Origin of the sequence: Lentibacillus sp. JNUCC-1, from assembly GCF_009741735.1 — a bacterium.
GTDB lineage: Bacteria > Bacillota > Bacilli > Bacillales > Amphibacillaceae > Lentibacillus_B.
In genome coordinates this window covers 755,328-766,981 of sequence record NZ_WHOH01000003.1, presented here as the reverse complement: position 1 = coordinate 766,981, position 11,654 = coordinate 755,328, and the positions used below count along the sequence as shown (strand labels likewise).

General features: G+C 41.8%; 14 protein-coding genes. 9 read left to right on the top strand and 5 right to left on the bottom strand.

What is annotated here, in order from left to right; all coding sequences use genetic code 11:
* Window positions 1-38: 38 nt before the first annotated feature.
* From JNUCC1_RS14370 to JNUCC1_RS14350, 5 genes are all read left to right on the top strand, one after another.
* Window positions 39-596: a thioredoxin family protein gene (locus JNUCC1_RS14370; protein WP_156646098.1), complete on the top strand. Its 558-nt coding sequence runs from the start codon at window positions 39-41 to the stop codon at window positions 594-596.
* Between the two features lie 102 nt (window positions 597-698).
* Window positions 699-1,718, top strand: coding sequence for a potassium channel family protein (locus tag JNUCC1_RS14365; RefSeq protein ID WP_156646097.1), 1,020 nt, complete (start codon window positions 699-701; stop codon window positions 1,716-1,718).
* 77 nt (window positions 1,719-1,795) lie between these two features.
* The gene (gene yugI / locus JNUCC1_RS14360; protein ID WP_156646096.1) at window positions 1,796-2,164 is read left to right on the top strand and encodes a S1 domain-containing post-transcriptional regulator GSP13; all 369 of its coding nucleotides are present in this window, start codon (window positions 1,796-1,798) and stop codon (window positions 2,162-2,164) included.
* Between the two features lie 136 nt (window positions 2,165-2,300).
* The gene (locus JNUCC1_RS14355) at window positions 2,301-3,647 is read left to right on the top strand and encodes a glucose-6-phosphate isomerase (protein ID WP_156646095.1); all 1,347 of its coding nucleotides are present in this window, start codon (window positions 2,301-2,303) and stop codon (window positions 3,645-3,647) included.
* Between the two features lie 213 nt (window positions 3,648-3,860).
* On the top strand, window positions 3,861-5,036 hold the full coding sequence (locus tag JNUCC1_RS14350; protein WP_156646094.1) for a MalY/PatB family protein: 1,176 nt from the start codon (window positions 3,861-3,863) through the stop codon (window positions 5,034-5,036).
* Between the two features lie 35 nt (window positions 5,037-5,071).
* Here the strand turns inward: JNUCC1_RS14350 and JNUCC1_RS14345 are convergent, their stop codons facing one another.
* Both JNUCC1_RS14345 and JNUCC1_RS14340 read right to left on the bottom strand, forming a co-directional pair.
* On the bottom strand, window positions 5,072-5,644 hold the full coding sequence (locus tag JNUCC1_RS14345) for a superoxide dismutase family protein (protein WP_156646093.1): 573 nt from the start codon (window positions 5,642-5,644) through the stop codon (window positions 5,072-5,074).
* 883 nt (window positions 5,645-6,527) lie between these two features.
* On the bottom strand, window positions 6,528-6,737 hold the full coding sequence (locus tag JNUCC1_RS14340) for a hypothetical protein (RefSeq protein ID WP_156646092.1): 210 nt from the start codon (window positions 6,735-6,737) through the stop codon (window positions 6,528-6,530).
* A gap of 96 nt (window positions 6,738-6,833) precedes the next feature.
* Here JNUCC1_RS14340 and JNUCC1_RS14335 point away from each other — a divergent pair, with 96 nt between their 5' ends.
* A complete protein-coding gene (locus JNUCC1_RS14335; RefSeq protein WP_156646091.1) occupies window positions 6,834-7,232 on the top strand; it encodes a kinase-associated lipoprotein B in 399 nt (132 codons plus the stop codon).
* 63 nt (window positions 7,233-7,295) lie between these two features.
* Here the strand turns inward: JNUCC1_RS14335 and JNUCC1_RS14330 are convergent, their stop codons facing one another.
* The 3 genes from JNUCC1_RS14330 to JNUCC1_RS14320 all read right to left on the bottom strand — a co-directional run bounded on the left by JNUCC1_RS14330 (window position 7,296) and on the right by JNUCC1_RS14320 (window position 9,315).
* On the bottom strand, window positions 7,296-8,474 hold the full coding sequence (locus JNUCC1_RS14330) for a cation:proton antiporter (RefSeq protein ID WP_156646090.1): 1,179 nt from the start codon (window positions 8,472-8,474) through the stop codon (window positions 7,296-7,298).
* Between the two features lie 6 nt (window positions 8,475-8,480).
* On the bottom strand, window positions 8,481-8,969 hold the full coding sequence (locus tag JNUCC1_RS14325) for a cation:proton antiporter regulatory subunit (protein WP_156646089.1): 489 nt from the start codon (window positions 8,967-8,969) through the stop codon (window positions 8,481-8,483).
* Between the two features lie 82 nt (window positions 8,970-9,051).
* Window positions 9,052-9,315: a phosphocarrier protein HPr gene (locus JNUCC1_RS14320; RefSeq protein WP_156646088.1), complete on the bottom strand. Its 264-nt coding sequence runs from the start codon at window positions 9,313-9,315 to the stop codon at window positions 9,052-9,054.
* A gap of 237 nt (window positions 9,316-9,552) precedes the next feature.
* On the opposite strand from JNUCC1_RS14320, the gene deoD reads away from it, so the two are divergent.
* The 3 genes from deoD to JNUCC1_RS14305 all read left to right on the top strand — a co-directional run bounded on the left by deoD (window position 9,553) and on the right by JNUCC1_RS14305 (window position 11,580).
* Window positions 9,553-10,260: a purine-nucleoside phosphorylase gene (gene deoD, locus JNUCC1_RS14315; protein WP_156646087.1), complete on the top strand. Its 708-nt coding sequence runs from the start codon at window positions 9,553-9,555 to the stop codon at window positions 10,258-10,260.
* 133 nt (window positions 10,261-10,393) lie between these two features.
* Entirely contained in the window at window positions 10,394-10,996 is a 603-nt protein-coding gene (locus JNUCC1_RS14310; protein WP_231784237.1) for a biotin transporter BioY, read from the top strand.
* A gap of 110 nt (window positions 10,997-11,106) precedes the next feature.
* Entirely contained in the window at window positions 11,107-11,580 is a 474-nt protein-coding gene (locus tag JNUCC1_RS14305) for a divergent PAP2 family protein (protein ID WP_156646086.1), read from the top strand.
* Window positions 11,581-11,654: the final 74 nt, after the last annotated feature.

Below are 11,654 nucleotides of genomic sequence, written 5' to 3'. Positions count from 1 at the left end.
ATTTAAATAAGTACACAAAAACCAAGGAGGCGTTTTATTTGAATCTTAACGATTGGTTCTCAATTGGGATGACACCAGAAAAATATATAAATGCTATGAATCATTTTCAAGACGAAACACAGCACATTTATGAGCAGTTTCAAATACCTGATGATGAGGCTTTTCTCCAAGCCTTAAAAGATAGGAGTTTAAGGGTAATTGTGTTAACAGAAGATTGGTGTGGAGATGCAATGCTGAACGTTCCTGTACTGCTGAACATTGCAGAAGCAGCAAATATGCCTGTCAGTATTCTTCAAAGAGATACAAACCTAGACTTGATGGATCAATATCTAACCAACGGCAAATCTCGCTCCATCCCTATTTTCATTTTTATTGACGAAGAAGGTAATGAAGTTGCCAAATGGGGCCCCCGTGCCGATGTCATACAGACGTTCGTTAATCACTCTTTGTCCTCCCTCCCGCCGCAAGATGATGCCGATCATGATGAAAAGAAAAAAGAAATGTATCTTTTTCTCACCAAATCATATCGCGATAACCCCCGTTACTGGAAAGATGTTTATGACAGCATCAAACAGCGTCTTGAATCATCACTTTAAAACAAATCACCGACTCCACATATGTGGGGCCGGTGATTATCATTTCCTGCGTATATTAACCTCATCTCTTTACAGATACTAAAAGAAAACGCAGGTGACATTATGAATGTATCATTACTCAAACATATTTATGTAAGCATCCCCAAGCTCATCCGCCTTTTAATTGGGATCACCCTTATTATGACTCTCTTTGGAACGGCGGTTCATCTTATAGAACCTAAACAATTTCCTACAATATTTGATGGCGTCTGGTGGGCGTTTGTCACCGGTGCAACGGTAGGGTATGGCGACTATGTTCCGCTCAGCACACCCGGGAGACTCATCGGTATCATGATTATTTTGACTGGTGGCGGGATGCTCGCGTATTATATAACAACCTTATCAGCTGTAGCTGTTGACCGGAAGTTCAAAGAAAGACATGGGGAGCTTGCTTATAACGGTGTTGATCATTTCATCTTTATTGGCTGGAATGAACGGACACGCCAGCTAATAGAAATGGTATATCAAAAAGATCCTTCCAAAGCTGTTATTGTGATTGACCAAACTTTAAAAACAAAACCAGAGACCCATTCATTCATTCACTATATTCACGGCAATCCTGCCCTCGATCTCACTCTTGAAAAAGCGGGGGTATACAGTGCTGAGCGTGTGTTGATTACAGCTAATACAAGTCAGAGTGAAGACCAAGCAGATCGAATGACCATTCTGACTGCTCTTGCTGTCAGAGGGCATCATCAAAAAGTTCCGGTTGTAACAGAAATCCTAACAGATAAACATATTAATAATGCTAAACGTGCAGGAGCGACCACGATCATTCGCCCAAATGACTTTTTAAGCACATTGCTGTATCACGAACTCATGCACACCCCACATGCAACTCCCTTTGAAAACATTTTACAACTTCTAAATAACCAACAATTTAAACAGGTCTCTTATGACCAAATAGAGTCATACAAAACTTTCCAAGAAGCGTCGGCGGCACTCCTTGAACAACACCAAATATTGCTCGGCGTGATTCGTGAAGACAAATGGATAATAAATCCGGGACCCAACTATACGTTTAAAAACACGGATACCCTTCTGATGTTTGCCAGTTGGACAAATAAAAAAGCGCCTGAATAATTGTCGCATGCTTTTTTTCATGCTATAATGTTTAATTGTGCAAACAAGAATCGAATAAATATGGGAGTTGTTACAGTATGTCAGGCAAATTTGAAACAGGTCAAGTTTTGACAGGAAAGGTTGCAGGCATCCAATCTTATGGTGCCTTTGTCGCACTGGACGAAGAAACACAAGGTCTGGTGCATATTTCTGAAATCACACACGGGTATGTCAACGATGTGAATGACTATCTATCTGTAGGGGATGAAGTTCAAGTTAAAGTCTTGCGCGTGGATGAGGCCAACAATAAAGTTTCCTTATCAATCCGAGCTACTCAAGAAGCACCGCAAAAGCAAGAGAAACAAAAACCGAAACAAAAAGAGCAGGACGTTAACGCTTCAGGCTTTAACACACTTAAAGACAAACTTGAAGACTGGATCGAACAGTCCTCCACATTTAAAAAATAAACCTACTAAAAAAAGCTGTTCACATAACGTTAAAATGTGAACAGCTTTTTGTATGGCGCAAGTTGACCTGTCTTGCTTTCAATGCCTGTTTTCGATAAAGTTACATTATCAAGTATCTATTCTTCAGGAGGTAACTATGACACATATTAAATTTAATCATGACAATGCCAGACCCTTTTTTGAAGAAAAGGAACTGGACTACCTTGCTCCTTTTGTAGAGACAGCTCATCAGATGATTCATAACAAAACCGGACAAGGCAAAGACTTCCTTGGCTGGGTTGATCTCCATGAAACATTTGATAAAGAAGAATTTGCGAGGATTCAAGCTTCTGCGGAGAAAATCCGGCACGATTCTGATGTGCTCCTTGTGATTGGAATAGGCGGTTCTTACCTTGGAGCTCGCGCCGCAATCGATATGCTTGGACATTCTTTCCAGAACTTGTTGCCGAAAGAAAAACGACAAACACCGCAAATCCTCTTCGTTGGACATCATATGAGCGCCACGTATATGAAAGATCTGTTTGATGTGCTCGAAGATAAAGATGTCTCTATCAATGTGATTTCAAAAAGTGGCACTACCACAGAACCTGCTTTGGCATTTCGTATTTTCAAGAAGTATCTTGAGCAAAAGTATGGCAAAGAAGAAGCAGGCAAACGTATCTATGCGACCACAGACCGTAAAAAAGGCGCCCTTAAAACAGTTGCGGACAGTGAAGGCTATGAAACATTCGTTATTCCAGACGATGTAGGAGGCCGTTATTCTGTTCTGACCCCCGTCGGCCTTCTTCCAATTGCCGCTGCTGGCATATCGATTAAAGATATGATGAACGGGGCCAAGAGAGCCATGGAAGACCTTAATGAACCCGACATCAAGCAAAACCCGGCTTATCAATATGCAGCAGTTCGTCAGGTTCTATACAATAAAGGCAAAACGATTGAAATGCTTGTGAACTATGAACCACACTTACAATATTTCGCTGAGTGGTGGAAACAGTTATTTGGCGAAAGTGAAGGAAAAGACCATAAAGGCGTCTTCCCTTCTTCAGCCAATTTTTCGACTGATCTGCACTCACTGGGACAATATATTCAAGAGGGTAGACGTGATATATATGAGACAGTTCTGCATGTGGGACAATCACGTCATCAATTGTCAGTTGAGGCAACCGAAGATGATACAGATGGACTTAATTATTTAGCAGGTATGGACCTTCATGATATTAACGACCAGGCATTTAAGGGCACTTTACTTGCCCATACAGATGGGGGCGTTCCAAACCTGGTTGTGGAAATTCCAGCACTTGATGCTGATTCATTTGGGTATCTCGTTTATTTCTTTGAAAAAGCATGTGCTTTAAGCGGCTATTTACTCGGAGTTAACCCATTTGACCAGCCAGGTGTTGAAGCCTATAAACAAAACATGTTTGCCCTTTTAGGCAAGCCGGGCTTTGAAGAACAAAGAAAAATACTTGAAAAAAGATTATAAATTTCTACTCTTGGAGGTTTATAATTTATACACAGGGGTAATACTAATAACGTAAGACTTTCTCGTATTCCCCCTGTGGACAAAGCGAACCCTCGCTTTGTCTTTTTTTATTTCTTAGGAAATTATAAAATACCCGAGCTGTTAGCTCAATTCATATGGTAAATGGTGATTGTACGTTATAATATAGTTAATTTGATATTTGGAGGTTTAAAGATGAGACAGTTTGAGCAACTTCTTGACCGCAAAAACACACGTTCGGTCAAATGGGACGCACTTCAGTTATTATTTGAAACAGATGACGTCTTGCCAATGTGGGTGGCTGACATGGATTTCAAAGCGCCTGAGGCCGTGACCCAAGCATTGCAAAAGCGGGTCGATCATGGCGTATATGGTTATACAAGCATTGACAATGATATCCACTCCGCCATTATAGATTGGATCAGCAAAAGGCATAACTGGGACATTCAGGGGGAATGGTTAACCTTTAGTCCTGGCGTGGTAACAAGCCTGCATATTGCAGTTCAGACGTTTACAGAACCGGGAGACAGCATCCTTATTCAATCTCCTGTCTATACACCATTCTACAGCGTGATCGAACAGCATGACCGGACATTGATTAAAAATCCACTCACTGAAACAAATGGTTACTACACCATTGACTTTGAGGATTTTGAAAATAAATTAAAGCAAGGGGTTAAAGCTTTTATCTTGTGCTCGCCTCACAACCCAGTCGGCCGTGTCTGGACAAAGGATGAACTTCAAAGGATGGCTGAATTGTGTCTTGAATATGATGTTCTAATGATTTCAGATGAAATTCATTGTGACTTGGTTTATCCAGGCTTTAAACATATCCCGCTTGCATCTTTGTCAAATGACATCAAAAAGCAGACCATTACCTGTATGTCCCCTTCAAAAACATTCAATCTCGCTGGTTTGCAAGCATCTTACATAATTACTGAAGATGACGACAAACGCAAACAGCTTGATGAAGCTTTTGAAAAACAGGGGCTTAAAATGTTGAACACAATGGGCAATTTTGCTCTTGAAGCGGCCTATCGGTGCGGTGAAAAATGGCTGGACGAATTGATGACGACTTTGGAATCCCATAAGACCTATGTTATAAAACGATTAACAGAAGATACAAACGGCAAATTAAACGTTCTAGAGCCTGAGGGGACTTATCTTCTTTGGATTGATTTCAGTAAGTTAGGTATGACAAATGAAGAAATTAAAGACTTTCTTGTTAAAGAAGCGAAAGTTGGTTTAAATAATGGGGCTGCATATGGTGAAGAAGGCTCTCAATATATGCGCATGAACATTGCCTGCCCGCATGAAACTTTGGAAGAAGGCGTCACGCGAGTGGTGGAGGCGGTTAATAGACGCTTTTAAAAAGAGGGGCATACACCCCTCTTTTTTAAGCATCGTTACTCTTCTTGTTCTTCATTGAAATCTGTAGGGTCTGTGGGGCTTTCTTCACCACCAGCCTCTTCATCTGTTTTAATAACACCACAGACAATTCGTGCGCCTGCATCACCACCAGGCTGACTCATGCCGTCATCAGGCCCTTCCTGTATAATCAGTGACGTTCCCTCTCCTTGCAGGATAGACTTCTTGCCGTCAAGAAGCGTTGCCCCACTCACCATAAGCTCAGCGTCTACCAATCCGCCACTGTCTGCCTCAATATTTGGCAAGTCTCCTAAATGTGGACCTTCCGGATGCAACAGCCCATGTTCTTTGCCTTCAGGATTAAAATGATTCCCTGCGCTTTTAAAATCCGGACCCTCACATTTAGGAAATTCATGAACATGGATTCCGTGAAAACCGGGAATCAGACCTTCCAACTTCAATTTAACATTCACACCCTCTGGAGATTCCGATAATTTCGCTGTACCAATCATATCCCCAGATGAGTTATACATATCCACATCTCGTGTGGTATCCTCCTGCTGCTGACAGGCCATCAGAAAAAGCATCAGTGTCAAAATAAATACACGCATACGCCATACTTCCTTTCACTGATACTTTTTGCCGAATCCTGATTAAATATGTAAACAAATCCCCTTTATCATAAATAGTCGACACAAAATGCGAACTAATGAAAACTTGGATGGCTGCTTCTGGCAACTAACCACCACAATGAAAGTATCGTGATTTGCGCTGCGGGAAGTCGCTTTAACTTTATCACAGCTCAAGTGCGACATCTGTTCAAGAAGGACACTTTCACAGTGTCTTCTAGCCGCGGGCACGGCTTCATCCTCCTTGCCCCGGCAAGGGGTATGTCGACGTTGTCCGCAAAGGACGGTCTTAGTCGACCATCCTTAATGTGCTCACTGTGGGGTCTTCAGACTCGTGCTGTTCCCGCAGGAGTCTTCCCTCCGCTCCAATCACTTTATGTTAAAGTGGTGTTTGGACGGTTCTGCTCAAAATTCAAGTAAGAACGTAAACACTTCTTTAGCAGTTAGTACTAGGTCCACTTATGCTATTAATTCCGATTTATGCGTAATCACGGTTTGCTTATGAGCATTTATTTCCGGTTATAAGTGATCCCAACTCCTATATGCGCATTCACACCCTCAACCGTTCTGCTTAAGCAAGAGAAAGAAGGTGAGCATTCCACACCTAGCTCGGGGGAAACACGGAGACTCCCGCGGGATGCAAAGCCTCGATGAGACCCCGGAGGTCGGCAGACCGAGGAGGCTCAGCAGCGCCCGCGGAAAGCGCAGTGTTTCCCCCGAGCGGCTGCATAAGGCAGTCATAAGTTAGTTCGCAGTTTACTTATATTGTGCCTTAATATGCATACGCAGTAATTATCTATACAAAAGCAGCAAACAAAAAGAAGCTTCTGTCGGTTAGAAGCTTCGCTCAAGTGAGATATTCTGGCTATTGTATACTGTGGTCGTTATATGTTGAATGTTTTTCTTCTTGTTTCAGCTGTTCCTCAAATTTTTCATTAAACGCCTGTTCATCTTTTTTGGACTTTTTATAAAAAAAGTACATTGCCGCAACTGCGCCAATCATAAATATCGTTAATGAAATAAATGCCGGTATATATTCCATTTTATCTTCAGGAAAATACAAAAACTCCATCATGGTGACTCACGTCCTTCCAAAATCATTATAGCAAATTATCGTTCATTAGCCAAACAGGCTGGATTCTGGCACAATGGACAAGAGGAGGAATGAAAAATGGCACAAGTATTTAATACAGGAGAGACCGTACGCGCCCATCAGAAATCCGGCACATACATAGGGAAAATCATACAAGACCGCGGAGAACAGTATTTAGTGGAAGTCCTCGCTGTCGAAAAACATCCGCTGCAAGGCGATATTCACAATTATGGACAGACAGAGGGCGTCTTTTTTCATGAACGAAAGGCTCTGGCGCCACATGAAAAAATGAATGTTAAAAAAGCAGCGGTTCATCCTTATGAAGGCGCTATTCCCGACTATGGTCCTTCTTTAAAACAAGCAGTTGAAGATCTGAAAAACAAACTATCCAAAAAAGACACACCATTTAACCATAAAGCGCTACAGACATTAGAAAATCTTGAACAGACCGTGTACCATCAGTTGTACTACACATAAGTAATATCAGACCAAGGCTGAGCTCCCTGTCATCATAAGGGGCTCAGCCTTTTCAAGCTGTGTTTATGAACCTGGAACCTTGATGCCTTGCTTTTTCTTAACAGGCTTACCGTAAACTTTAGTAGTGATCGCCGGCGCCATGTTAAACAAAATCATGCCGAGAAAAGCGGCCAGGACAATATAAACACCTGAGAATACTTTTATCGCACCAACGGCTATACTTGCGATGACGACCGAGAACTCTCCACGCGCACAGAAGGACAGCCCAGCTCTAAATGATACGCGCGGTGATAACCCATACCACTTCCCGCCAATCATGCCAACGAGCACTTTTGCCACAATTGACCATATGAGCAACACCACAAGCAACACAGGCATCGGAACACCAGCGCCAAGGCTAATGGTTGTCCCGAAGTAAACGAAAAAAGTAGGCAAAAGCAAATCTCTTACTGGTGTGACAATACCTTTGATCAGTTCCACTTTCCCAATCTCAGCAAGCATCACGCCCGCAAGAAATGCGCCAAGAACATCAGAGAGCCCTAAGTATGTTGCTAGCCCGCCGTAAGAAATGGCAATTCCCACAAGCAAAGCAATTTTGATATCCTCTTCTTCCAATTTCTCAAGAAATTCCTCAAAATGCAGAAATAAGGTCTTGCCAAGCACTATAGCGACAAGGGCCAGACCGACTATTTTTCCAACTAAAATCAGCAACGCACCAGTTGTAAACGCCTCACCGGTTGAAAGAGCAATCATGACTGCCACTGCAACTGGGGCAACTAAGTCTTCAAAGATAAGCAAACCAAGCATGAACTCTGTTTCTGTATTAGCCATGCGCCCTTTATCATCCAGAAGCTTTGCCGTGATGGATGAGCTGGTTGCGTACGTAATACCACCGATCAAGAAGGCTGTCATCAGATCCATGCCGAATAAAATTGCGATCAACATCGTTATGCCAAAACTCAGCACGACGTCAAGCAAACCAGCATGCCAAATTTTCTTGGCAATGTCTCCAAGACGTTTCGTACTGAATTCCAATCCCAGCAAAAAGAATAGCAAGACAATAGCGACTTCGCTTGAAAAGTGAAGCAACTGGTTATGATCCAGAAGGCCAGTTAATGAAATACCGAATAGAATATAAAACACAACACTGGGTATCTTGACTTTTAAAGCAAAGAAGCCGAGGAGGAATATTCCAATTAAAATCAGTCCGGCATCAAGCAAAATCGGCAAATTATCCAGCAAAACGCATCACCCTTCGCCTTTACATAGCTTTGACAATGCCGATATCTGCTCGTCCTTGCCGACTGCCATGACGACATCGCCCGGCTTTAATGTCGTATCGATTTCCGGTATAGCAATGACATCGTCTCCATGCACGATGCCGATAATTGTAGCACCTGTATGGTTGCGGATATCTGATTCCTCTATCGTTTTGTATATAAGCGGTGACTGCTCAGTAATTTTAATGTAATCAACGATGATCTGTTTCTTGAACATTCGAATCTTTTCAATGTCTGCGGGCTGGTATGTTGCCCCTAGCAGTTGAGCAGCTAATTCCCTTGTTTCATCAGGAGATAAATCCATTACAAAATCAGCTTCATCCTGATCACTGTCTTCAAAAAAATATAACTCTCTTTTTCCTGTATGATGAACAACAATCACCAGCATACTGCCTTCAGAGGCTTTAAACGTAATTTTTTGTCCAATTCCGGGCAGTTTGGAAACAGATATCTTCATACTCTCACCTCATCATCTCACAAAAGTCTTTTTCCGATAAAAATAAAAGCCAGAGTTATATTTTCTCCGGCTTAATTGCAAGTTATTCACCCAATTGTTCTTTAATCACTTCAGCAACGCCATTCATGGCATCTTCTTCATCGTTTCCGTCAACCTTCACAGTGATTTCTGCTCCTTTAGGAATCCCCAGTGACATAACGCCCATAATTGACTTCAAATTAACTGTTTTGCCATTATATGAAACCTCTACCTCTGACTGATACTGTCCCGCCTTATTCACCAACAATGTGGCAGGACGAGCGTGGACACCTGTTTCAGCAGTAATTGTAAATGTTTGTTCTTTCATGACGACTTCCATCCTTCCTCAAGTATAATCTTATTATTGTACATACAGAAGTTGTTAACCGTTTCACTTAATAGTAGTACACGTATATTATAATACAAATTCCGCTATGATGAAACAGTTATGATATTTAGAACACGAATAATGCGTCTTCATAGGTTGTGCAGTTATTTGTTTTTATACATGGGTTATGATATCTTTTACTTGGAAAACAATATAGCTTTCAGGAGGCTTATTTTAATGAGTGTACATATTGGAGCAAAAAAAGGCGAAATTGCAGATAAAATACTTTTACCAGGAGATCCGCTCCGTGCCAAATTCATAGCGGAACAATATTTCGACGATGTTGTTCAATATAATGAAGTTCGCGGAATGTATGGATTCACTGGAACGTACAAAGGGGAACGCGTTTCTGTTCAGGGAACTGGTATGGGAGTACCCTCTATTTCAATCTATGTCAACGAGCTGATCCAGAGTTATGACGTCAAAAAATTAATTCGTGTCGGCAGCTGTGGCGCCATTCAAAAAGACATCAAAGTGCGTGATGTTATTCTGGCCCAAGGTGCTACAACCGATTCACAGGTCAACAAGATGATTTTTGGCGGTATTGATTACGCGCCACTGGCAGACTTTGATTTGCTCAAAAAAGCATATGATCTCACCCAAGAGAAGAAGTTAAGCACTCAAGTCGGAAACGTCTTCACAAGTGATACTTTCTACAGAGACAACGCCAAAGAAGTGAATGAATTGTTAGCCGCTTATAAGGTGCTTGCAATTGAAATGGAAACGACAGCGCTATACACCCTTGCAGCTAAATATGGTCGTCAGGCATTATCCATTCTAACCGTTTCCGATCATATCCTGACAGGTGGAGAAACGACAGCAGAAGAACGACAAACAACCTTTAATGATATGATGGAAATTGCTTTGGATGCCATCATTCAATAAGCTTCTTCAAAGGATCCCTCGCCAAACTGTTGCAGGGATCTTTTTTGTCTATCCGATTGTTAACCTTTTACGTATAAAGGTTGACATTGTTCCGTTTCTCCTTTTTAATATAGTAATGAAAGGAGATGAAGTCTTGAAACTAAGAACTGTTGATTTAACGTTTGGAGCTGTTTTTGTATGTTTAATGGCAATCGGAGCTAACATTACAGTATGGTTTCCGTTCCTTGCAATACCCATTGGTGGTGCGAGCGTTCCACTGTCTCTGCAAACCTTCTTTGCGATTCTTACTGGTCTGATGTTGGGAGCGAAACGGGCTTTAATGGCTCTTCTTACCTATGTTCTGATCGGCATAGCGGGCGTCCCTGTATTTGCCAACTTACAAGCAGGCCCCGTACAGCTTATTAAGCCTACTGGGGGATTTATCTTATCATTTATTTTAGTCGCTGTTATTGCAGGGTGGATTGCTGAGCAGAAAAAGAAACCATCACTTGGAATTTATATGACCGGGGCAATTGCAGGGTTAACGATCAACTATATGGTTGGAGTCAATTATATGTATCTCGCCATGAACAGCTGGCTTGATCTGGAAATTTCCTATACAGTGGCTTGGAGTGGTATGATTCCATTTCTTATTAAAGACGCAGGCATGGCTGTTCTTGCTGCAGTTTTCATGGTGCAAATCAGCAAACGGCTGCCCACTCATTGGACACAAACACGCACAAAACAACTTGCCTAAATCATCAACATTTCCTTCTGAACCTGTTATGCTTTAAGTCTCAGATATGCTAAACTAGACATATCAATTGTCAGACAAAAAAGCAACACAGAAAGGATGTTGCAACACAGATGGATTTAATACTCAATTTCCCCTTAATTGCAGCTTTGTCTGCAATCGTTTTTGCCCAAGTTGTCAAAATACCAATTCGCTTAATTGTTACCCATGAATTCAAGCCGGGGCTTGCTTTCAGCACAGGCGGGATGCCCAGCAGCCATTCGGCAGCTGTTTCAGCTCTTACAACAGGAATCGGGATCATCGACGGTGTCTCCTCTACGTTGTTTGCCGTGTCATGTGTCTTTAGCATTATTATTATGTTTGATGCCTCGGGAGTTCGTAGGCAAGCAGGCGAGCACGCCATTTTGCTTAACCAGCTGATCAGGGATTTCCAATATTTTGTCGGCGAAGCAAAAGACTGGCAGCGAAAAGAAGCTTATGAAAAACGCAAAGAATTAAAAGAGCTGCTCGGTCACCAGCCTATAGAAGTTTTTTTTGGAAGTATCTCCGGAATTATACTCGCTTTTTTATTGTATAACTTATACTAAAAAATGATTGCATAAAAAACCCGAACACCTCCACTTTATTATGGACAGTTTCGGGTTTTTTCTGATCTTCAACG

Bases quoted from the DNA above. Each gene is read 5' to 3' on its own strand.
- JNUCC1_RS14365 (WP_156646097.1), top strand. From the start codon at position 699: ATGAATGTATCATTACTCAAACATATTTATGTAAGCATCCCCAAGCTC.
- yugI (WP_156646096.1), top strand. From the start codon at position 1,796: ATGTCAGGCAAATTTGAAACAGGTCAAGTTTTGACAGGAAAGGTTGCA.
- JNUCC1_RS14355 (WP_156646095.1), top strand. From the start codon at position 2,301: ATGACACATATTAAATTTAATCATGACAATGCCAGACCCTTTTTTGAA.
- JNUCC1_RS14350 (WP_156646094.1), top strand. From the start codon at position 3,861: ATGAGACAGTTTGAGCAACTTCTTGACCGCAAAAACACACGTTCGGTC.
- JNUCC1_RS14345 (WP_156646093.1), bottom strand. From the start codon at position 5,644: ATGCGTGTATTTATTTTGACACTGATGCTTTTTCTGATGGCCTGTCAG.
- JNUCC1_RS14340 (WP_156646092.1), bottom strand. From the start codon at position 6,737: ATGATGGAGTTTTTGTATTTTCCTGAAGATAAAATGGAATATATACCG.
- JNUCC1_RS14335 (WP_156646091.1), top strand. From the start codon at position 6,834: ATGGCACAAGTATTTAATACAGGAGAGACCGTACGCGCCCATCAGAAA.
- JNUCC1_RS14325 (WP_156646089.1), bottom strand. From the start codon at position 8,969: ATGAAGATATCTGTTTCCAAACTGCCCGGAATTGGACAAAAAATTACG.
- JNUCC1_RS14320 (WP_156646088.1), bottom strand. From the start codon at position 9,315: ATGAAAGAACAAACATTTACAATTACTGCTGAAACAGGTGTCCACGCT.
- deoD (WP_156646087.1), top strand. From the start codon at position 9,553: ATGAGTGTACATATTGGAGCAAAAAAAGGCGAAATTGCAGATAAAATA.
- JNUCC1_RS14305 (WP_156646086.1), top strand. From the start codon at position 11,107: ATGGATTTAATACTCAATTTCCCCTTAATTGCAGCTTTGTCTGCAATC.